The organism is Streptomyces sp. NPDC006487, from assembly GCF_042870555.1.
Classification (GTDB): Bacteria; Actinomycetota; Actinomycetes; order Streptomycetales; family Streptomycetaceae; genus Streptomyces.
Genome location: NZ_JBIAHN010000025.1, coordinates 19579 through 39310, shown reverse-complemented (window position 1 = coordinate 39310; position 19732 = coordinate 19579). Strand labels below are relative to the sequence as shown.

20 protein-coding genes are annotated in these 19732 nt (G+C 71.6%); 12 read left to right on the top strand and 8 right to left on the bottom strand.

Annotation, left to right across the window (positions count from 1 at the left end):
- Positions 1 to 204 precede the first annotated feature (204 nt).
- The gene (locus ACFYM0_RS34615; RefSeq protein WP_388508690.1) at positions 205 to 1398 is read right to left on the bottom strand and encodes an RtcB family protein; all 1194 of its coding nucleotides are present in this window, start codon (positions 1396 to 1398) and stop codon (positions 205 to 207) included.
- A 171-nt stretch (positions 1399 to 1569) separates the two neighbouring features.
- On the opposite strand from ACFYM0_RS34615, the gene ACFYM0_RS34610 reads away from it, so the two are divergent.
- The 3 genes from ACFYM0_RS34610 to ACFYM0_RS34600 all read left to right on the top strand — a co-directional run bounded on the left by ACFYM0_RS34610 (position 1570) and on the right by ACFYM0_RS34600 (position 4930).
- Complete coding sequence (locus ACFYM0_RS34610; RefSeq protein ID WP_388508687.1) at positions 1570 to 2454, top strand: DUF3558 domain-containing protein; 885 nt, start codon at positions 1570 to 1572, stop codon at positions 2452 to 2454.
- A gap of 147 nt (positions 2455 to 2601) precedes the next feature.
- Positions 2602 to 3399 carry a DUF3558 family protein gene (locus ACFYM0_RS34605; protein ID WP_388508684.1) on the top strand — a complete coding sequence of 266 codons (798 nt, stop codon included), beginning with the start codon at positions 2602 to 2604 and terminating at the stop codon, positions 3397 to 3399.
- 121 nt (positions 3400 to 3520) lie between these two features.
- Positions 3521 to 4930, top strand: a complete 1410-nt coding sequence (locus tag ACFYM0_RS34600) for a DUF2637 domain-containing protein (RefSeq protein WP_388508682.1) — start codon at positions 3521 to 3523, stop codon at positions 4928 to 4930.
- A gap of 69 nt (positions 4931 to 4999) precedes the next feature.
- Here the strand turns inward: ACFYM0_RS34600 and lysS are convergent, their stop codons facing one another.
- Positions 5000 to 6739, bottom strand: coding sequence for a lysine--tRNA ligase (gene lysS / locus ACFYM0_RS34595; RefSeq protein ID WP_388508679.1), 1740 nt, complete (start codon positions 6737 to 6739; stop codon positions 5000 to 5002).
- Between the two features lie 201 nt (positions 6740 to 6940).
- Here lysS and argS point away from each other — a divergent pair, with 201 nt between their 5' ends.
- The 5 genes from argS (at position 6941) to ACFYM0_RS34570 (ending at position 11238) form a co-directional block, all read left to right on the top strand.
- The gene (argS, locus tag ACFYM0_RS34590) at positions 6941 to 8725 is read left to right on the top strand and encodes an arginine--tRNA ligase (RefSeq protein WP_388508676.1); all 1785 of its coding nucleotides are present in this window, start codon (positions 6941 to 6943) and stop codon (positions 8723 to 8725) included.
- Positions 8726 to 8904: 179 nt separating this feature from the next.
- Positions 8905 to 9699, top strand: coding sequence for a VOC family protein (locus tag ACFYM0_RS34585; RefSeq protein ID WP_388508801.1), 795 nt, complete (start codon positions 8905 to 8907; stop codon positions 9697 to 9699).
- 113 nt (positions 9700 to 9812) lie between these two features.
- A complete protein-coding gene (locus ACFYM0_RS34580) occupies positions 9813 to 10244 on the top strand; it encodes a DUF3995 domain-containing protein (RefSeq protein WP_388508673.1) in 432 nt (143 codons plus the stop codon).
- Positions 10241 to 10783, top strand: a complete 543-nt coding sequence (locus ACFYM0_RS34575) for an RNA polymerase sigma factor (protein ID WP_388508670.1) — start codon at positions 10241 to 10243, stop codon at positions 10781 to 10783. Before ACFYM0_RS34580 ends, ACFYM0_RS34575 begins: the two co-directional genes overlap by 4 nt.
- The gene (locus ACFYM0_RS34570) at positions 10780 to 11238 is read left to right on the top strand and encodes a hypothetical protein (RefSeq protein WP_388508667.1); all 459 of its coding nucleotides are present in this window, start codon (positions 10780 to 10782) and stop codon (positions 11236 to 11238) included. The genes ACFYM0_RS34575 and ACFYM0_RS34570 overlap by 4 nt, the downstream gene beginning before the upstream one ends.
- Here the strand turns inward: ACFYM0_RS34570 and ACFYM0_RS34565 are convergent.
- The 3 genes from ACFYM0_RS34565 to ACFYM0_RS34555 are packed head-to-tail and all read right to left on the bottom strand — an operon-like array spanning position 11216 to position 14559.
- Positions 11216 to 13750: a tetratricopeptide repeat protein gene (locus tag ACFYM0_RS34565; protein ID WP_388508664.1), complete on the bottom strand. Its 2535-nt coding sequence runs from the start codon at positions 13748 to 13750 to the stop codon at positions 11216 to 11218. The genes ACFYM0_RS34570 and ACFYM0_RS34565 overlap by 23 nt on opposite strands.
- A complete protein-coding gene (locus tag ACFYM0_RS34560) occupies positions 13747 to 14127 on the bottom strand; it encodes a hypothetical protein (RefSeq protein ID WP_388508662.1) in 381 nt (126 codons plus the stop codon). The genes ACFYM0_RS34565 and ACFYM0_RS34560 overlap by 4 nt, the downstream gene beginning before the upstream one ends.
- A 36-nt stretch (positions 14128 to 14163) precedes the next feature.
- Positions 14164 to 14559: an ATP-binding protein gene (locus ACFYM0_RS34555; RefSeq protein ID WP_388508659.1), complete on the bottom strand. Its 396-nt coding sequence runs from the start codon at positions 14557 to 14559 to the stop codon at positions 14164 to 14166.
- Between the two features lie 152 nt (positions 14560 to 14711).
- Between ACFYM0_RS34555 and ACFYM0_RS34550 the strand changes: the two genes are divergently transcribed.
- Complete coding sequence (locus tag ACFYM0_RS34550; RefSeq protein ID WP_388508656.1) at positions 14712 to 15497, top strand: Scr1 family TA system antitoxin-like transcriptional regulator; 786 nt, start codon at positions 14712 to 14714, stop codon at positions 15495 to 15497.
- Positions 15494 to 15679 carry a DUF397 domain-containing protein gene (locus tag ACFYM0_RS34545; RefSeq protein ID WP_388508653.1) on the top strand — a complete coding sequence of 62 codons (186 nt, stop codon included), beginning with the start codon at positions 15494 to 15496 and terminating at the stop codon, positions 15677 to 15679. Before ACFYM0_RS34550 ends, ACFYM0_RS34545 begins: the two co-directional genes overlap by 4 nt.
- Here ACFYM0_RS34545 and ACFYM0_RS34540 read toward each other — a convergent pair.
- Entirely contained in the window at positions 15657 to 16418 is a 762-nt protein-coding gene (locus tag ACFYM0_RS34540) for a TetR/AcrR family transcriptional regulator (RefSeq protein ID WP_388508650.1), read from the bottom strand. The two genes, ACFYM0_RS34545 and ACFYM0_RS34540, sit on opposite strands and share 23 nt — an antisense overlap.
- Before the next feature lie 112 nt (positions 16419 to 16530).
- On the opposite strand from ACFYM0_RS34540, the gene ACFYM0_RS34535 reads away from it, so the two are divergent.
- Together ACFYM0_RS34535 and ACFYM0_RS34530 are read left to right on the top strand one after the other, a co-directional pair.
- Entirely contained in the window at positions 16531 to 17493 is a 963-nt protein-coding gene (locus ACFYM0_RS34535; RefSeq protein WP_388508647.1) for an ATP-binding cassette domain-containing protein, read from the top strand.
- Positions 17494 to 17567: 74 nt separating this feature from the next.
- On the top strand, positions 17568 to 18311 hold the full coding sequence (locus tag ACFYM0_RS34530; RefSeq protein WP_388508798.1) for an ABC transporter permease: 744 nt from the start codon (positions 17568 to 17570) through the stop codon (positions 18309 to 18311).
- Between the two features lie 60 nt (positions 18312 to 18371).
- Here the strand turns inward: ACFYM0_RS34530 and ACFYM0_RS34525 are convergent, their stop codons facing one another.
- Together ACFYM0_RS34525 and hemB are read right to left on the bottom strand one after the other, a co-directional pair.
- Positions 18372 to 18644, bottom strand: coding sequence for a DUF1876 domain-containing protein (locus ACFYM0_RS34525; RefSeq protein ID WP_327254338.1), 273 nt, complete (start codon positions 18642 to 18644; stop codon positions 18372 to 18374).
- A gap of 78 nt (positions 18645 to 18722) precedes the next feature.
- A complete protein-coding gene (hemB, locus tag ACFYM0_RS34520; protein ID WP_388508644.1) occupies positions 18723 to 19724 on the bottom strand; it encodes a porphobilinogen synthase in 1002 nt (333 codons plus the stop codon).
- Between the last annotated feature and the right edge of the window lie 8 nt (positions 19725 to 19732).

Here is a 19732-nt window from a genome sequence, read left to right as displayed (position 1 = left end):
TAGACCAACTCCCAACGTCAAGACCCCGGACGGCGACTTCCTCCAGCCGAATCCGACTGCGCCTTAACGGAGTTGACGACTCCGGCGGGGAACTCCCGGTGGACCTCCCCCTCGACGGAGCCGAGCCCTCACGCACGACACGGAGGGGTCCGGACCGTGAACGGTCCGGACCCCTCCGCTCCCCCCGACGTCCGCGCCCGGGCATCAGCCCTTGATGCAGATGACCTGCTTCAGCTTGGCCACGACCTCGACCAGGTCGGTCTGCTGGTCGATGACCTGCTCGATCGACTTGTACGCGCCCGGGATCTCGTCCACGACGCCCGAGTCCTTGCGGCACTCCACGCCCTTGGTCTGCTCCGCCAGGTCGCGCGCCGAGAACCTCTTCTTCGCCGCCGTCCGGCTCATCTTCCGGCCCGCGCCGTGCGAGGCCGAGTTGAAGGACTTCTCGTTGCCGAGACCCTTCACGATGTACGAGCCCGTACCCATGGAGCCGGGGATGATCCCGTAGTCACCGCTGCCGGCACGGATCGCGCCCTTCCGGGTGACCAGCAGGTCCATGCCGTCGTACCGCTCCTCCGCCACGTAGTTGTGGTGGCAGCTGATCTCCTGCCCGAAGGAGACCTTCGCCTTGCGGAACTCCCTGCGGATCACTTCCTTGGACAGGCTCATCATCACGGCACGGTTGTACTTGGCGTACTCCTGCGCCCAGAACAGGTCCTCCCGGTAAGCCCGCATCTCAGGCGTGGCCGCGAGGAACACGGCGAGGTCCCTGTCGACCAGTCCCTGGTTGTGCGCAAGTCCGCGGGCCACTCCGATGTGGAAGTCGGCCAGCTCGTTCCCGATGTTCCGGGAGCCGGAGTGCAGCATGATCCACACCGAACCGGATACATCGAGACAAAGCTCCCAGAAGTGGTTGCCGCCTCCCATGGTTCCCAGTTGCCGCAAAGCGCGCTCATGACGGAACTTCACCGCGTCCGCGAGGTAGTCGAACCGCTTCCACAGATCCGCGACCCCCTCCACGGAGACCCCGTACAGCCGCCCCGGATCCACCGCCTCCCGGTGCATCCCCGCCCCCACCGGGATCGCCCTCTCGATCTGCGAGCGCAGCCCGGACAGGTCCCCCGGGAGGTCGTTCGCGGTCAGCGAGGTCTTGACCGCCGACATGCCGCAGCCGATGTCCACTCCCACCGCAGCCGGGCAGACCGCGTCCTTCATGGCGATGACCGAGCCGACGGTCGCGCCCTTGCCGTAGTGCACGTCCGGCATGACGGCGAGGCCCTTGATCCAGGGAAGGCCGGCGGTGTTCTGGAGCTGGCGCATCGCGCTGTCCTCGACCGACGCCGGGTCGGTCCACATCCGGATGGGAACCTTCGCCCCGGGCACTTCTACGTATGACATTTCATCCTCAACACCCCGTCAACACCACAAAAGTCTCTCAACGCAAAAAGCCTCGCTCATGGCCTCAAATACGACATGAGACCGGCGCCGGCACCAGCGTGTGCGATAGACATTGTGTCCATCCGCGCCCCAGCCGCGGCAACGCATTTTCCCGAAGGGAGCCGGTGGAACGTGCAGCGCAAGACGGTACGAGTACGTGGAGTCCTGCCAGCCATCGCGATGCTCACCGCCCTCGGGGCCGGCCTCACCGCCTGCACCGACGGCGGCGCCGGAATCGGAACCTCCAGCGACGCGAAGCCCGGTGCGAACGCCGGGACGGGTGCGCAGCCCGGCAAGTACCGCAGCCTGCCCATGCCCTGCAAGGCCGCCGACGCCAAGAAGGTCAAGGCCATGCTCCCGGCCGCCGAGGGCCTCACCCCCGAGGCCCTCGAAGCGCTCTACGCCGGGGTCGCGGACGCCTCGTACGACGCCGACCGGCGCGTCGGCTGCCGGTGGACCTCGCAGACGCCGGCCGAGACCCGGCTGCTGTCGGTGGGCTTCGAGCGCGTGGTCTCGTACGACCGGGCCACCACGAGCGACGACGACAAGGCGCGGCAGGTCTACGGCCGCAAGCTCACCGCCGCCAACCTGCCCGCCCCGGGGCCGTCGGCGAGCCCGACGCCGACCCCGTCCGGGTCCGCGTCCGGGTCCGGGGCCCCGACGCCCGGTGCCCCCGGTGCGAAGCCGAGCACGGGTGCCGGCACCAGCCCCGGCGCGAGCACCAGTCCTGGTGCGTCCGCCGGCCCGTCCACCAGTCCGTCCGCCCCGCCCGAGCTCGGCTCCCGCGTCCTCGAAGGGCTCGGCGACGAGGCCTACCTCGAGGACAAGCTCGCCGCCGCCGGGGCCACCGCCGCACAGGCGCGCACGGTCCGCATTGTGTTCCGTACCTCGAATGTCATCGTCACCGTGGAGTACAGCATCCAGCCCTCGCTCCCCGGCACGGTCCCGCCCAGCGGTGAAACCCAGGACAAGTCACGGCAGTTGGCGCAGGCCCTCGTGGATCGGTTCGACGACTAGCCGGTCCCGTCCCAGGGGGGCGTGCGGGGCCGTCGTGACGGCGCGCACAGCAGACGGGCGCCGGGTCGGGCTACGGTTGCTCGGGTCCCGCGCCCGCAAGAGGGACCGTCCGAGCCCGCACGAAGACCCACAACGTCTGAAGGAATCATGCACCGATCAGCCTCGCGCCTCACCCGCGTCCTCGCCTGCGCAGCCGTCCCGGTGATCCTCACGGTCGCCGGCTGCTCGTCCGACTCGGGCGAGAAGTCGGGTGCCGACAGCGGCAAGAAGTCCGGAGCATCCTCGTCCGCCGAGCCGAGCGCCAAGGCCTCCAAGGAGGCGCTGGAGAAGGCCGTGTACGCCACGCTGCCGGAGCCGTGCAAGGCGGTCGCCGCGAAGACCATCGAGACGATCGTCCCGAAGGCGAAGGACGCCAACGGCACCGCCGCCAAGTCCAACGACCTCACCAGCCGTGCCACCTGCACCTGGAACGGTCTGGACGAGGCCGGTCTGAAGGGCTCGCAGTACCGCTGGCTCTCGATCTCCCTGGTCCGCTACGACTCCCTCGCCTCCGTCGGCACCGGCAGCAAGCGCGCCGAGGACGAGTACGCCAAGCAGGTCGAGAAGGCGAAGGCCGTCGAGGGCGCGGAGAACGTGAAGCCGGAGGAGGCGGGCGGCATCGGCGACCAGGCCACCTCCGTCACCTTCACCACCAAGAAGGACGGCGACTTCTTCAACACCTCGGTCATCGCCCGCGCGCACAACGTCGTCATCACCCTCGACTACAACGGCACGGCCTACGAGGGCGCGGCCGCCCCGGACCAGGCCAAGCTGCTCCAGGACGCCATCGCGGCGACGAAGGAGACCGTCGCCTCGGTCGCGGCCGCCAACGAGGCGAAGCAGCCGGAACAGTCGGCTCAGCCGGAGCAGTCGCCCTCCGCTTCGCCTTCGCCTTCGAACTCCTAGGACGCACCGCGCCGTCGGCGGACCGGGCCCGGAAGCCCCGGGTCCGGACCGCCGACGCCCCCTTGTCCGTACGCGCGTACGCTGTGCCCTGCCGTAGCTCGACAAGGGGAGGGGATCGCGGGTGGCCGCGATGCAGCTGACTCGTACGCACCGGATATTGATCGGTGTCGTGGTCGCCGGAGCCGTCGTCATCGCGGGGATCGGATTCGCCGGTTCGTACTCCGCCGTGCGCGCCCTGGCCTTGAAGAAGGGCTTCGGCTCCTTCTCGCTGGTCTTCCCGATCGGCATCGACATGGGCATCTGCGTCCTGCTCGCGCTGGACCTGCTCCTGACGTGGATCCGGATCCCGTTCCCGCTGCTGCGTCAGACGGCGTGGCTCCTGACGGCGGCGACGATCGCCTTCAACGGCGCGGCCGCCTGGCCCGACCCCCTCGGCGTCGGCATGCACGCGGTGATCCCGATCCTCTTCGTGGTCACCGTGGAAGCAGCCCGCCACGCGGTCGGCCGGATCGCGGACATCACCGCCGACCGGCACATGGAAGGCGTCCGCCTCACCCGCTGGCTCCTGTCCCCCGTCCCCACCTTCAAGCTGTGGCGCCGGATGAAGCTCTGGGAGCTGCGCTCCTACGAGCAGGCCGTCGGCATGGAACAGGACCGCCTGATCTACCAGGCCCGCCTGCAGGCGCGCTACGGCCGCGCCTGGCGCCGCAAGGCCCCCGTCGGAGCCCTGATGCCGCTGCGCCTGGCCCGCATCGGCGTCCCCCTCTCCCAGACCGCCCCCGAAGGCCTGGCCGCGGCGGGCATCGACCCCCTCCTCATCCCGCCGCCCCCGGCCGCCGACCCGGCGGCTCCGGCCCTCACGGCCGGCGCCGAGGGCGCGCAGCGGCCGGCCGCGGCGACGGCCCTGGCCGTTCCCGCCCTCGGCCCGGCCGGCCCGGACGCCGACGCCGACACCACCGACACCACCGACGCCGTCGGCGCCGAGGGCCCGGCCGGTACCGGCGCGGCGCAGCACCAGCAGCAGCAGCCCGCCGGGCCCATGGCTCCGCAGGGCCACCCCGACGCCGCGCCCTTCGTGGTGGATCCGACCGCGATGCCGGCCGCGCACAACAGCGCGTGGTTCGCGGCACCCCGCGCGCCGCAAGCCGCGTACGAGGGCGGCTACAACCCGCAGTACGTCGAGGGCCTGGAGCCGACCCCGGTCATGCCCCCGGCGGGCCCGGAGCAGGAGCCGGCGCAGCGGGAGCCGGAGCAGGAGGAGCTGCCGATACCGGGCCCGCGCCAGGAGGAGGCCTTCCCGGAGGGCGAGCCGCCGAGCGACGACGACGTGAAGTTCGCGGAGGCGGCGTACGAGGTCTTCCGCTCCCACCTGGAGGAGAACGGCGAGGTCCTGACCGCCGAGCAGCTCGACATACTGCTGGCCGACCGGTACGGCGTGGTGCACCCGCGCAGTGCCTCGCTGATCCGCAAGATCTTCCCGCAGCTCAAGCAGCGCTACCAGACCGAGCTGGAGAACGAGCACATCGCGTGATCGCCGCCGCAGGACACGGGAAGGGCCCGCACCCCCGAGGGGTGCGGGCCCTTCCCGTGTCGCACGGCCTCAGACGGCGAGCAGCTTGCGCACCCGCTCCGCCCCCACCGCGAGCAGCAGCGTGGGCAGGCGCGGCCCGGTCTCCCGGGTCACGAGGAGGCGGTAGAGCAGCGCGAAGAACGTGCGCTGCGCGACCTTGAGTTCCGGCGTCGGCTTGGCGTCCGGCTCGAGGCCGGCCATCACCTTCGGCACGCCGTAGACGAGCGTGGTGAGGCCGTCGAGGGACCAGTGCGAGTCGAGCCCGTCCACGAGACGGCGCAGGGACTCGCGCCCCTCGTCGTCCAGGGAGGACAGGAGCTCCACGTCGGCCTCCTCGCGCACCAGCGTCCGCTGGTCGGCGGGGACCTGGGTGGTGATCCAGTTCTCGGCGCGGTCCAGGCGCGGGCGCACCTCGTCGAGCGAGGTCAGCGGCCGCTCCGGCTCCAGGTCGCTCAGGATGCGCAGGGTCTGCTCGTCGTGTCCTGCGGTGATGTCCGCCACCGAGGCGAGCGTCCGGTAGGCCAGCGGGCGCGGGGTGCGCGGCAGCTCGTGCGAGGCGACGCGTACGGCGCGGGCGTGGGCGGCGGCGTCGGCGGGCAGCACGGAGCCGTCGGCGACCTTGGCCTCCAGCTTGTCCCACTCGTCGTAGAGCCGCTGGATCTCCTGGTCGAAGGCGATCTTGAAGGACTGGTTGGGCTTGCGGCGGGCGTAGAGCCAGCGCAGCAGCTGAGGCTCCATGATCTTCAGTGCGTCGGCCGGGGTCGGGACGCCGCCCTTGCTGGAGGACATCTTGGCCATGCCGCTGATGCCGACGAAGGCGTACATCGGTCCGATCGGCTGCTCGCCGCCGAAGATGCCGACGATCTGGCCGCCGACCTGGAACGAGGAGCCGGGCGAGGAGTGGTCGACGCCGGAGGGCTCGAAGATCACGCCCTCGTAGGCCCAGCGCATGGGCCAGTCGACCTTCCAGACCAGCTTGCCGCGGTTGAACTCGCTGAGCTTGACCGTCTCAGTGAACTCGTCCTCGGTGCAGACGTAGGTCAGCTCGGTGGTCTCGTCGTCGTAGGACGTCACCGTGGTGAAGTCCTTGCCGCACTCGGCGCAGTACGGCTTGTACGGGAAGTACTCCGTGCCCTCCGCGCTGCCGTCGTCCTCGGCGGCCGCGCCCGAGCCCTCGGCGGCTTCCAGCTCGGCCTCGTCGACCTGCTTCTGCTGCGGCTTCTTGCCGCCGGGCTTCCCCTTGGTCCGGTACTGGTCGAGGATCGCGTCGATGTCGCCGCGGTGCTTCATCGCGAACAGCACCTGCTCGCGGTAGGTGCCCGCGGTGTACTGCTCGGTCTGGCTGATCGGGTCGTACTCGACGCCCAGCTCGGCCAGCGCCTCGACCATGGCGGCCTTGAAGTGCTCGGACCAGTTCGGGTACGCGGATCCCTCGGGGGCGGGCACGGCGGTCAGCGGGCGGCCGATGTGCTGGGCGTGCGACTCCTCGGTGACGCCGGGGATGCCCTTGGGGACCTTGCGGTACCGGTCGTAGTCGTCCCAGGAGATCAGGTGGCGCACCTCGTGGCCCCGGCGGCGGATCTCGTCCGCGACCAGGTGCGGGGTCATGACCTCGCGGAGGTTGCCCAGGTGGATCGGGCCGGAGGGGGACAGGCCGGACGCGACGACGATCGTTTTACCGGGGGCTCGGCGCTCCGCCTCGGCGATGACCTCGTCCGCGAAACGGGAGACCCAGTCGGTCTCGGTGCTGCTCTGCGCGCTCTGAGCCACGACACGTCCTTCTATCTCGAATGCTGGCTTCTCGCCATTCTCCCAGACGGAAGGGAGCGCTCCGAGGTTTATCGGCGCCACCTCATCCCCCGTATATCCCGGGATGTGGACAGCCCCCGCGTGGGATACTCGGTCCTTGTCTGAACCCCCAACCGAAACCCCAGTGCACGCATCGGCACGACCTCACAGGAACGGCAGCTCATGGCCTCGGTCCCTTCCCTCGCTTCCTCCGTCAACCAGCGCGTCGCCGACGCACTCGCCTCCGCCCTGCCGGACGCCGGTGCGAGCGACCCGCTGCTGCGACGAAGCGACCGGGCCGACTTCCAGGCCAACGGCATCCTGGCGCTCGCGAAGAAGGCCAAGGCCAACCCGCGCGAGCTGGCGACGACCGTGGTCGAGGGCATCGACACCGGTGACCTGATCAAGGAGATCGAGGTCTCCGGGCCCGGCTTCCTCAACATCACCATCACCGACCGGGCGATCGTCGAGACGCTGACCGCGCGCGCCGCCGACGACCGGCTCGGCGTGCCGCTCGCCGCGAAGCCGGGTACGACGGTCATCGACTACGCGCAGCCGAACGTGGCCAAGGAGATGCACGTCGGTCACCTGCGGTCCGCCGTGATCGGCGCGGCGATGGTGGAGATCCTCGAATTCACCGGTGAGAAGGTGGTCCGCCGCCACCACATCGGCGACTGGGGCACCCAGTTCGGCATGCTCATCCAGTACCTGATGGAGCACCCGCACGAGCTGGACCACAAGGCCGAGAAGGGCGCGGAGGTCTCCGGCGAGGAGGCCATGTCCAACCTGAACCGGCTCTACAAGGCCTCGCGCACGCTCTTCGACTCCGACGAGGAGTTCAAGACGCGGGCCAGGGCGCGGGTGGTGGACCTGCAGGCGGGCGAGCCGGAGACCCTTTCCCTCTGGCAGCGGTTCGTGGACGAGTCGAAGATCTACTTCTACTCCGTCTTCGACAAGCTGGACATGGACATCCAGGACCCCGACGTGATCGGCGAGTCCGGCTACAACGACATGCTGGTGGAGACCTGCAAGCTGCTGGAGGAGTCGGGCGTGGCCGTCCGTTCCAACGGCGCGCTCTGCGTGTTCTTCGACGACGTCAAGGGCCCGGACGGCAACCCGACCCCGCTGATCGTCCAGAAGTCCGACGGCGGCTTCGGCTACGCCGCGACCGACCTCTCGGCGATCCGCGACCGGGTGAGCGAGCTGGGCGCGACCGAGCTGATCTACGTGGTCGACGCGCGGCAGTCCCTGCACTTCAAGATGGTCTTCGAGACGGCCCGCCGCGCCGGCTGGCTGAACGAGGACACCAAGGCCGTGCAGCTGGCCTTCGGCACCGTGCTGGGCAAGGACGGCAAGCCGTTCAAGACCCGCGAGGGCGAGACGGTACGGCTGGTGGACCTCCTCGACGAGGCCGTCGACCGGGCGACGGCGGTCGTCCGGGAGAAGGCCGAGAAGATCGGTCTGAGCGAGGAAGAGATCCTCGAGAACGGCCGGTACGTGGGCATCGGCGCCGTGAAGTACGCGGACCTGTCCACCTCGGCCTCGCGCGACTACAAGTTCGACCTGGACCAGATGGTCTCGCTGACCGGTGACACGTCCGTGTACCTCCAGTACGCGTACGCCCGCATCAAGTCGATCCTGCGCAAGGCGGGCGAGGCGGGCGACCGCAAGCCGGTCGCGCACCCGGAGCTGGAGCTGGCGCCGGCCGAGCGCGCGCTGGGCCTGCACCTGGACCACTTCGGCGAGCTCATCGCCGAGGCGGCCGCGGAGCACGCCCCGCACAAGGTGGCCGCGTACCTCTACCAGCTGTCCTCGCTGTTCGCGACGTTCTACGAGCAGTGCCCGGTCATCAAGCCCGAGCCCGAGCTCGTCGTCGGCGAGAACCGCCTGTTCCTGTGCGAGCTGACCGCTCGCACCCTCAGCAAGGGCATGTCCCTCCTCGGGATCCGCACCCCCGAGAAGCTCTGACCCGGGACCACGTCGCACCGGCGGCCCCCGCCTCCCCCACCGGGAGACGGGGGCCGCTGCGTTTCCCCGTTCCTCCGCGGCGCCGGTTCACCCGTACGGTCCGATTCCGGCCACCCCGGCCGGGTAGGGGACGGGCCGTCCAACCCCTACCCACCCCGACGGAGGGCCCCGTGCCCGACATGAACGGCCCCTACAAGCCCGGCACCCCCTGCTGGATCGACCTGATGGTTCCCGACCAGCAGGCCGCAATCGACTTCTACGCCGACCTCTTCGGCTGGCAGGGCGAGGTCGGGCCGCCCGAGACCGGCGGGTACGCCGTCTGCACCCTCAAGGGCAAGCCCGTCGCCGGAATCATGAAGGCGATGAACCCGGACGGCACCACCCCCGACCCGATGCCCCCGACCGTGTGGACCACGTACCTGGCCACGGACTCCCTCGACTCCACCCTGAAGTCCGTCACCGACGCGGGCGGCACGGTCATGATGGGCGCGATGGACGTCATGGACCTCGGGCGGATGGCCGTCATCGTCGACCCGACCGGCGCCGTCGTCGGCCTGTGGCAGGCCGGCACCTTCGACGGTGCGGGCATCGTCAACGAGCACGGCGCACTCATCTGGAACGAGCTGAGCACCGGCGACGTCCCCGCCGCGTCCGCGTTCTACGGCTCCGTCCTGCCGGTCACCACGACCCCGTCCGAGATGCCGGAGGCCGCTGGATACACGGAGTTCCAGGTCGGCGGCCGCGCGGTGGCCGGAATGATGGACCTGAAGGACCTCCCGCCGGGCACCCCGCCGAACTGGATCCCGTACTTCAGCGCCGACGACGTCGACGAGATCCAGGCCGCCGCCACCCGCGCCGGAGGCTCCGTCATGGCCCCGGCCTTCGACATGGCGGCCGGCCGCATGGCCGTCCTGGCGGACCCGCAGGGCGCGGTCTTCTCGGTGATCAAGGCCCGCCCGGAGATCGTCGACTGACGGGCACGCGGCCAGGTGCGTGACGGGGCTCACAGGGAACGTTTCCCCCGTGAGCCCCCTCCTCTGTGTGCCGGATCGTTGCCGGAGCGTTCCACCACCGAGGGGGCCACACGATGAAGGACACGACACGCATGCGCACCGGGCGCGCGCTCGCCGCGCTGCTCGCCGCCGACGGGCTGGTCCACCTGTACTGGGCCACCGGCCTGACCTGGCCCGCCCCCGACGAGGGGACCCTGTCCCTGGCCGTGCTCGGCTCCGAGGTGTCCTTCGGCCCGCCCGTCGTCCTGCCGCTCGCCGCGCTCACCCTGACCGGCGCCGCCGCCGTGCTCGCGCACGCGCACGGCCGGGGAGGGCGGCCCGCCCGTCTGGTGACGGCAGCCGTCGCCGCCGGGCTGGCCGTACGGGGCCTCGCGGGCCTGGGCTGGGCCGCCGACCTCCTTCCCACCCCCGCGGAAGGCCCCTTCCGGGCCCTCAACCTCGCGCTCTACACCCCCGCCTGCCTCGGCTTCGGCTGGGCGGCGGCCCGGCTGGCACGGGCCCGGTGAGCGCGCCCGCCGGCCCCGCCGCGGGCCCCCTCACCCCCGCCGCCCGCGACCGCGGGGTCGCCCTCGCGCGCGCGGCCCGCAGCGGAGACACCCTCGCGCTCCACGACCTCCTCGACCACCTGACCCCGTACATCGCGCGGATCTGCCACCCGGTCGCCCTCGCGGACGGCCCGGACGCCACGCAGGAGGCCCTGCTCCGCGTCTTCCGGTCGCTCCGCACCCTCCGTGACCCGGAGACCCTGTACGGCTGGGTCCGGTCCATCGCCGTCCGCGAGGCCGTCCGTACCGCCCGGCGCGCCGCCCGCGACCGCCCGGCCGAACTGGCCGACGTACCCGCCCGCGACGACCCGCAGCTCGCCACCGACATCGAGGACGTCCTGACCCGCCTCTCGCCGGCCCACCGGGCCGTCCTCGTACTCCGCGACGTCGAAGGCCTCGACGAGGAGTCCGCCGCCGCCCTGCTCGGCGTCCCGCCGGGCACCGCCAAGTCCCGGCTGCACCGGGCCCGTACGAGCTTCCGGAAGGCGTGGTCCTCATGACGTACGAACTGGATCCGGTCGCCCGACTCCGCATCATGGCGGCCGGCGTTCCGGGAGCCCGGGTCGTCGAAGCGACCCTCCCCGCCCCCTTGCCGGAGGTCTGGGCGGTGATGTCGGACCTGGAGGGCGAGTTCGGCCGCTTCCAGCCGGACATGCGCACCGTGCGCGTGCTCCGGGTCACCGGCGACCGCGTGGAGGCCCTGGCCCGCAGCAAGTACGGTCTGCGGGCCCACTTCCGCGGTGTCCTGCGCCCAGGCTGGTGCTGGCTCCAGAGCCGCTTCCTGATCATCGGCATGGCCGCCGCCCCGACCCCCGACGGCGCCACCCGAGTGGCCCTGACGGGCGGCGTACGCGTACCGGGCCGCGCGGCGATCGTCCCGGTGGGCGCGGAGCGCGAACTCCGGGAGGCGATGGCCCGGTTGGCGGGCCGGGTCAGCGGCGCAGTCGGGGCATGAGGCGATCGCGCCAGCGGCTGCCCTCGGCCACGGGCGGCCGCACCGGAGCGGCGGCCGGGTCCGCCTGTTCCTGCGGGAGCGGCCCCAAGGGGGGCCTCGCGCCCTCGGTGTTCGCCGCCATGGCGGAGGCCTCCTGCCGCACGGCCTCTGCCACCTCCCGGCAGTCCGCCTCCTGCCGGGTCAGACCAGCGGCACCGAAGCAGTCCGCCGCCCGCTCGAAGACGGGCACAGCCTCACCCATCCGGTACAGCAGGGCCAGCCCCACCGCCCTCCGCTGGGCGGCCCTGGCCTCGTCAGCCGGTCGTCCCGTGCCCGCGAGCAGGTCGTGGGCACGCTCCGCCGCTGCCAGCCCCTCCTCCAGCCGCCCGGCCTTCAGGTACAGCATCCCCAGGTCACTCAGAGCGGGAGCCTGCCGGGCGTGGTCGCCGACCTCCCCGAAGAGGGCGACCGCTTCCTCCAGACCCACGACCGCCTCCTGCGGCCGTCCCGCCTCCACGAGTGACTCGGCGAGGCAGGTGAGGGACCAGGCCACCCCGGCCCGGTGACCGAGCTCCCGCCTTACCGCGAGGGCCCGTTGCGCCACGGCCAGGGACTCCTGCCGGTGACCGGACCGCCACAGCACGACCGCCAGGGAAGTCGACCAGGAGGCCTCCCGATGGCGGTCCCCGGTCTCCCTCATCAGCCCGATGGCCTGCCGCAAGAAGTCGACGGACTCGTCGGTGCGCCCCATCCGGGAGTAGATGTAGGAGAGACGTGCCAGCGGTGGGCCCTGATCGTGCAGGTTCCCCAGCTCACGGAAGATGCGCAGGGCATCCTCGCTCGCCTCCCGGGCCTCCTCCAGCCGGTTCATTTCGCTGTACGCCTGGCCCAGGTCGGCCAGCACCTTGCCCTCGCCCTCGCGCAGGGTCCCGCGGAGCAGCGACAGCGCCTCCTCCAACTGCTCCACACCCTCCTCCGATCGCCCCCCGTCGACGAGTGCGCTGCCGTAGTTGGACAGCGCCACACCGAGGATGAACCGATCGCCTCTCCGGCGCGCGGCCTCCACCACCTGGCGCGTCATCACCAGGAGGTCCCGTATGTGGCCGTAGACCTTGAGGTACTCGCCCAGGTCCACGGACATGAGGAGGGCGTCCTTGCAACGCCCGGCTTCGGCCGCGAATGCCACGGTGGCCGAAGCCACGAGGCGTTCCGTTTCGAACCAGTGCAGAGCCGCCGCCGAGGAGAAGCCCCGGCCGGTCTGCGGACTCCCGTCCAGGCCGAGGGCTGCCCGCGCAGCACCGAGTTCGGCGATCAGCCAGGCCAGGAAGCGTTCGACCGCTCGCTCCCGGCCGTCCTGCTGCGCACGCTCCTCCCCGCGCTCCAGGGCGTAGAGCCGCACCAGGTTGTGCATCCGCCACCGCCCGGAGCCGACCGGCTGCTCCGCCAGCAGGCTGGCCCGTACGAGCGCGGCCAGCGCGGGCCGCAGTTCGGCCCCGGCGGCCGCCGTGATGTCCTCGAATGCGACGCCACTTCCGGTGACCAGGGCGGCGTGGAGCGTGGAACAGTCCGGTCCCGGCACCACCGTCAGCAGCCGGAAGAGCCGCGCCTGGTCCGCCGGAAGCCTCGCGTAGGAGAGGTCGAACGCGGCCCGGACCCCGACCGGCACGTCACCGTCGACGTGCAGCGTCTCCAGCCGGTTCCGCGCCCGCGCCAGCTGCCGCGCCAGCTCCGCCGCCGGAAGCCCCGGATCCCCCGCCAGCAGCGCACCCGCCACCGTCAGGGCCAGCGGCAGCCGCCCGCAGTGTTCCGCGATCCGCCCCAGCGCCTGCCGCTCCCGCGCCGGCCGTGGATCCTCCGGCCAGGTCCGCAGCAGCGCGCCGGCGATCAGTTCCGCGGCGGGCTCCACCCCCAGCTCGTCCAGCCCGACCACCCGCGCGGCGAAGCCCGGCGCGACCAGCCGGTGCCGCGAGGTCACCAGCAGCCGGTGCGTGCCGTCGGGCGGCACGAGGTCCTGCACCTGGGACACCGCCCCGGCGTCGTCCGCGACGATCAGCACCCGCTGCCCGGCCCGCGCCAGCGAGGCCAACCGGGCCCGGTACAGCGCCACCTGTCCCTCGGGGGACGGCGGCACGTCGGCGTCCCCGACCCCCAGGCCGCGCAGCATCTCGCGCACCGCCTGCGACCCGCTCACCGCGCCGTTCGGGGCGTAGCCGTGCAGCTGGAGGAAGAACACCCGTTCATCGAACCACCCGTACTCCAGCGCCCGATGGGCCGTGGCAACGGCCAGCGCGCTCTTGCCGACCCCCGGCAGCCCGGCCACGACCGTCACCGGAGCCCCGCCCTCGTCGAGCAGGTCGGTGAGCACTCTGACGGAGTTCTCCCGTCCGACGAGCGCCGCGGGCGGAGCGGGCAGCCCCGGTGCGGCCGGGGTTGGGGGACCCACGGACGGCGTGTGGGTGACGTAGTCCCCCGCCACCGTCACCTGCGTGATCCGCGCATGCCCCTCGGCCCGAGCCCGCTGCTCGGCGCTCACGGAGCCGGGTCCGGATCCGGCTGCTGCTCACCGCCGCCGGCGGCCGTCTGCTGTACGCGGGAGTCCCCGTCGGCGCGCGCCCACTGGTCCACCGGCCCGGAGGCTCCACCGCCGGTCTGCGTGACCCGGCTGGTGCCGGAGGCGCGGGCGCGCTGCCGCAGGGAGTTCCCGCCCTCCCCGCCGCCACCGGCCCACCAGCCGCCGACCAGCGCGCACACCGCGGCCATGGCACCGCCGAATCCGGCGGCCGCCGACACCCGGTCGGAGTCCTTCTCCGGCAGCCAGCCGAAGGGGTCCCACACTCCCAGCCGGAACCCGATCAGGAAGGCGATCCCCGTCCCCCCGACGACCACAACCCACCGCAGCGGAAGCGACATTGACCCCCCTCGGCCGAACTTTCCCGAGAGCCGAAGCTAGCAGCCGAGCCCCCGGAATTCGCACCAGACGACCTTCCCGGGCGCCCGCGGCAGCACGCCCCAGGCATCGGCCAGCGCCCCCACGAGGAGCAGCCCGCGCCCGGCCGTCCGCTCCCGGATCCGCGACAGCCCGGGCCCGCTGTCGTGCACCTCGACGCGGACCGTCCCGTCGTAGGTGAGCAGCCGCAGCAGATAGCCCCGCCCGCGCGGGACCCCGTGCCGCAGCGCGTTGGTCGCCAGCTCGCTCACGCAGAGCAACAGGTCGTCCTGCCGGGAGGTCCTGCACCACGCGTGCAAGGTGTCACGTGTGAAGTGGCGTGCGGCGCCGATGGTTTGGGGTGAGCGCAGGTAGAGGCGCTCCTGGACCAGGGCGGGTTGAGTATGCAGATTCACGTGCCGATCGTCGCGTTACGTGACTAGCGTGGAGCAGTACGGCAACCCGTACTCAGTGATGAGTACGGGTTGGCACGGGGTAGTGCAGCCGCAAGGGTGGGGAGTTCATCGTCATGCCACCGAGGAAACGCGCACGGCCGAACGCGACGACCATGAAGATGGTCGGCAAGCAGGTGGCCGCGGCCCGCATCGCCAAGAACCTGACGCAGACACAGCTCGGCGAGCTGGTCCGCCTGGACGCGGAGACCATCGCCTCCATCGAGCAGGGCCGGCGGGCGCTGATGCCGAACGTCGCGGAGCTGATGGACCAGCATCTGGGGTTGCCGGGGACGCTGACCGTGGCGGCCAATGAAATGCCGCTGGTCGACGTAACGCCGCCATGGGCCGAGGAGTACATGGAACTCGAGCGTCGGGCGATCGCCCTGTCCTGGTACGAGTGCATGCGCTTCCCCGGCCTCCTCCAGACCGAGAACTACGCCCGAGCCCTGTTCCGCATCCGCGTTCCGGCGCGCGCGGAGGAGGAGATCGAGAATCTCACCGCTAGGCGCGTCAAGCGCCAGGCGATCCTGCACCGCAAGGTGCCGCCGAGCCTCAGCTTCATCGTCTGGGAGGCCGTCTTCAAGGACCGCATCGGCGGCGACGAGGTGTACGCGGAACAGCTGCGCCACCTGATCGCTTGCATGAGCCTTCCAAACGTCACCCTGCAGGTGATGCCCTTTGGCCGCACCACGCACGCCGGCCTCAACGGGCCATTCACCATCCTGGAAACGCCAGAGCATCAGCAGCTCGCCTACTCCGAAGCGCAGCACGGAAGCCTGCTGATCTCGGCCCCAGATGACGTCAGCATCCTGGCGCGCAAGTATGCAATGCTGCGAACTCAGGCCCTCAACACCGAGCAGACACAGGGCCTGTTGGAGCGCCTGCTAGGAGAGCCGTGAGCCCCACCACCGCACTGAAGTGGTTCAAGTCCAGCTACAGCGACACCGACGGCGGCCAGTGCGTGGAGGTCGCCACCTGCACGGACACCATCCACGTCCGGGACTCGAAGGTCCCGAACGGCCCGGTCCTCGACCTGACCCCCACCGCCTGGGCCGCCCTCACGGAGTGGACCGCTCGCTGATCAGCGCCGCCAGGCCGTCCAGGATGCGGTCCAGGCCGAAGCGGAACTGGAAGTCCGGCTCGTCGGCGCCCGAGAACGCGTCGGACTCCAGCAGGCGCGTCACCGCCGGGTGCGTGTCCGGGCGGGTCATCACCCGCAGGGTGCGTACGTAGCGGCCCAGTACCTGGTCCGGTGCGACGCCTGACTTCACGCTGGCGTCCATCATGTCCGCGACCATCGTCGCCTCGTTGCGGACGAGCCCGCCGATGAGGATGATCGCCGAGACCTTCTCGCCCTCCCGCAGCGCGGTCCCGGTCATCGCCGCGAGCCCGCGTTCCATCCAGGCGAGCTGGTTCGGGCTGACGGGCGCCCCGGTGAGCGGGATGCGCACGATCCAGGAGTTGGCCATCAGGACGGCCCGCTGCGCGTACGCCCATTCGGTCAGCAGCTCCCGCCAGCCCGCGACCCCGGAGGGGGCCGGCGGGGCGCCGACACCCGCGTCGGCCATCAGGATGTAGAGCTCTTCCTTCGCCGTGACGTACCGGTAGAGGGACATCGTCGAGACGCCGAGCTCCTTGGCCACCCGGCCCATGGAGACGGCGTCCATCCCCTCCGTGGCGGCGAGCGCCACCGCCGCGTCCACGATCCGCTGGAGGGTGAGGGTGGGGCGCGGGCCCTTGCCGGGGCGTTCGCGCAGGCCCCAGGCCATCGCCAGGCTCGCCGGGAGCCCGGTGCCGTCGTCTTCCGGTTCGTTCGCCATCGCCGCTCCCTCCTCCACCGTCCGTCATGAGTCGTTGACGCACATCCTAGTTCTGTGTATTACTTACGCAATGGCGCGTAACCCATACGCAGAACCTAGAACGGAGTCCGGCATGGACGACTTCGGCATCCACGCCACTGCCCTGACCAAGTCCTACGGCGCCCTGCGCGTCCTCGACGGCATCGACCTCGCCGTCCCGCGCGGCAGCGTCCTCGCCCTCCTCGGCCCCAACGGCGCCGGGAAGACCACCACCGTCCGGATCCTCGCCACCCTCACCGAGCCCGACTCCGGCACCGCCCGGGTCGCGGGCCACGACACCGCGTCCGAGCGGGCCCTGGTCCGCCGATCCCTCAGCCTCACCGGGCAGTTCGCGGCCGTCGACGACCTCCAGACCGGCGCCGAGACCCTCCGCATGATGGGCCGGCTCCGCGGAATGCGGCCGCGCGCCGCCCGGGAGCGGGCCGACGAGCTGCTGGAACGCTTCGGGCTCACCGAGGCCGGCGGGCGCACCGCGAAGACCTACTCGGGCGGCATGCGCCGCCGCCTCGACCTCGCGGCGAGCCTGGTCGCCCGGCCCGAGGTGATCTTCCTGGACGAGCCGACCTCCGGGCTCGACCCGCGCAGCCGCCAGGACCTGTGGGACCTCGTACGGGAACTGCGCGCCGACGGCACCAGCGTGCTGCTCACCACCCAGTACCTGGAGGAGGCCGACCGGCTCGCCGACCGCGTGGCCGTCCTGGCCGGCGGGCGGATCGCCGCCGAAGGCACCCCCGCGGAGCTCAAGTCCCGCGTGGCGGGCCACCGCCTCGACCTGACCCTCGCCAGCCGCGCCGCCTACGACGCCCTGACCCCGCGCGCGCTCCGCCTCTCGGCGGGAGAACCCGCGGCCGTCGCGGAGGGCCTGACCCTCGCGCCGCAGGAGCTCGGCCTCAGCCTGCCCACCGACGGCAGCGCCGCCCACGTCCGGTCCCTGCTCGACGAACTCGACCCGGACCGCACCGCCGTGGACCGCTTCTCGGTCCGCGGCGCCACCCTCGACGACGTGTTCCTCACCCTGACGGGAGCCGCTCCGTGACCACTTCCGCCCCTGCCGCCGCCGCAAAGACCGTCGCGGCCCGCCCCCTCGCTCCCCCGGCCCGCCCCGGCTTCATCGTGGCGGCCCGCAGCCTCGCCGGGCGCAGCCTGCGCATCAGCAGCCGCCAACCGGACGTCCTGATCACGGCGTTGATGCTGCCGGTCATGCTGATGCTGATCTTCGTCTACTTCTTCGGCGGAGCCATCGACACCGGGACGGCCTACGTGACCTACGTGGTCCCGGGAGCGATGCTGCTCTGCGCGGGCTTCGGCGCGGCGAGCACCGCCGTCAGCGTCGCCACCGACATGAAGGAAGGCGTGATCGACCGCCTCCGGTCCCTGGACATCGGCGGCGCCCCGATCCTGGCCGGGCACGTCGCGGCCTCGGTCCTGCGCAATCTCGTCTCCACGGGCCTGGTCCTGGCGGTCGCCCTCGCCATCGGCTTCCGCCCCCAGGCCTCGCTGCGCGGCTACCTGGCCGCGGCCGCGCTCCTGGTCGCGTACATCACCGCGATCTCGTGGCTGGCCGCGACGCTCGGGCTGCTCGCCAGCACGCCCGAGGCGGCGGGCGGCTTCACCTTCCTGATGATGTTCCTGCCGTACCCGTCCAGCGCGTTCGTCCCCATCGACACCATGCCCGGCTGGCTCCACGGCTTCGCCGACCACCAGCCGCTGACCCCGGTGATCGAGTCCCTCCGGGCCCTGCTCCTGGCCCAGCCGGCGGGCGACGCCCCCTGGGTGGCCCTGGCCTGGTGCGCGGCCATCGGTGCGGTGTCGGTGACCCTGGCGGCCTTCGTCTTCGAACGGCGGACGCGGTAGCCGCCCGCCGCGGCCCGTCCATGAACACGAACGGGCCGCGGTGACCGGATCCCCCGTACGTCAATGCGTCAGCGGGTAGGAGTGTCTGCCCGTCGCCGCGTCGATCTCCGTATGGGCCTTCTGCAACATCTGGGACGCGATGTCCATGAGCGCGCGAGCGCCCGCGATCTCTTCCCCGACCCGCAGTTGCTCCGGGTCGGAGGGGTGGCGCATGGCGTAGCCGTGCGCCCGTATCTCGGAGCCGTCCCCGAGCCTGACCAGGGCCGCCGCACTGGTGCGGTGGCCCTCCTCGGTGAATTCGAGCTCCACATGCCACCCGACGAGCGTGGACATGATCCATCACCTCCAGGGGTCACCCTGTCTCCAGGGTGCGCCTGCCCGGGGTGCCGTGCGAATCGGGAAGGTCCGGGGCTACCGCTCGGCCCGAAGCCACTGCGCGACCTCCGTCGCCCAGTAGGTCAGGATCGTGTCCGCGCCCGCCCGCTTGATGCCGAGCAGGGTCTCCAAGATGGCCCGGTCGCGCTCGATCCAGCCCTTCTCCGCCGCCGCCTCGATCATCGCGAACTCGCCGCTGATCTGGTACGCCGCCACCGGAACGTCCACCGACTGCGCGACCCGGTAGAGAATGTCCAGGTAGGGCCCGGCCGGCTTGACCATCACCATGTCGGCGCCCTCCTCCAGGTCGAGGGCGAGCTCGCGCAGCGACTCCCGGGCGTTCGCCGGGTCCTGCTGATAGCTCTTGCGGTCGCCCTGCAGCGAGGACGCGACGGCCTCGCGGAAGGGACCGTAGAAGGCGGACGAGTACTTGGCCGTGTACGCGAGGATCGAGACGTCCTCGTGGCCCGTCTCGTCCAGCGCGTCGCGGATGACGCCGACCTGGCCGTCCATCATCCCGCTCGGCCCCACCATGTGGACGCCCGCGTCGGCCTGGACCTGCGCCATCTCGGCGTACCGCTCCAGCGTCGCGTCGTTGTCCACTCGGCCGTGCTCGTCCAGGACACCGCAGTGGCCGTGGTCGGTGTACTCGTCCAGACACAGGTCGGACATGATCACCAGATCGTCCCCCACCTCCGCCTTCACGTCACGGATCGCGACCTGGAGGATCCCGTCCGGCTCGGTGCCCGCCGTGCCCCGCGCGTCCTTGTTTTCGTCGGCCGGAACACCGAAGAGCATGATCCCCGAGACCCCGGCCTCGACCGCCTCAACGGCGGCCTTCCGCAGCGTGTCCCGGGTGTGCTGGACCACGCCCGGCATCGCCGAGATGGCGAGCGGCTCGCTGATGCCCTCCCGGACGAACGCCGGGAGGATCAGGTCGGAAGGGTGCAGCCGGTACTCCGCGACCATCCGCCGCATCGCCGGGGTGGTGCGCAGCCGACGGGGCCGCGAGCCGGGGAAGGATCCGTACGTGCTCATCTTCTAGT

Bases quoted from the DNA above. Each gene is read 5' to 3' on its own strand.
- hemB (WP_388508644.1), bottom strand. From the start codon at position 19,724: ATGAGCACGTACGGATCCTTCCCCGGCTCGCGGCCCCGTCGGCTGCGC.
- ACFYM0_RS34585 (WP_388508801.1), top strand. From the start codon at position 8,905: ATGAACGGCCCCTACAAGCCCGGCACCCCCTGCTGGATCGACCTGATG.
- ACFYM0_RS34550 (WP_388508656.1), top strand. From the start codon at position 14,712: ATGAAGATGGTCGGCAAGCAGGTGGCCGCGGCCCGCATCGCCAAGAAC.
- ACFYM0_RS34580 (WP_388508673.1), top strand. From the start codon at position 9,813: ATGAAGGACACGACACGCATGCGCACCGGGCGCGCGCTCGCCGCGCTG.
- ACFYM0_RS34615 (WP_388508690.1), bottom strand. From the start codon at position 1,398: ATGTCATACGTAGAAGTGCCCGGGGCGAAGGTTCCCATCCGGATGTGG.
- ACFYM0_RS34525 (WP_327254338.1), bottom strand. From the start codon at position 18,644: ATGTCCACGCTCGTCGGGTGGCATGTGGAGCTCGAATTCACCGAGGAG.
- ACFYM0_RS34560 (WP_388508662.1), bottom strand. From the start codon at position 14,127: ATGTCGCTTCCGCTGCGGTGGGTTGTGGTCGTCGGGGGGACGGGGATC.
- argS (WP_388508676.1), top strand. From the start codon at position 6,941: ATGGCCTCGGTCCCTTCCCTCGCTTCCTCCGTCAACCAGCGCGTCGCC.
- ACFYM0_RS34605 (WP_388508684.1), top strand. From the start codon at position 2,602: ATGCACCGATCAGCCTCGCGCCTCACCCGCGTCCTCGCCTGCGCAGCC.
- ACFYM0_RS34570 (WP_388508667.1), top strand. From the start codon at position 10,780: ATGACGTACGAACTGGATCCGGTCGCCCGACTCCGCATCATGGCGGCC.
- ACFYM0_RS34540 (WP_388508650.1), bottom strand. From the start codon at position 16,418: ATGGCGAACGAACCGGAAGACGACGGCACCGGGCTCCCGGCGAGCCTG.
- ACFYM0_RS34535 (WP_388508647.1), top strand. From the start codon at position 16,531: ATGGACGACTTCGGCATCCACGCCACTGCCCTGACCAAGTCCTACGGC.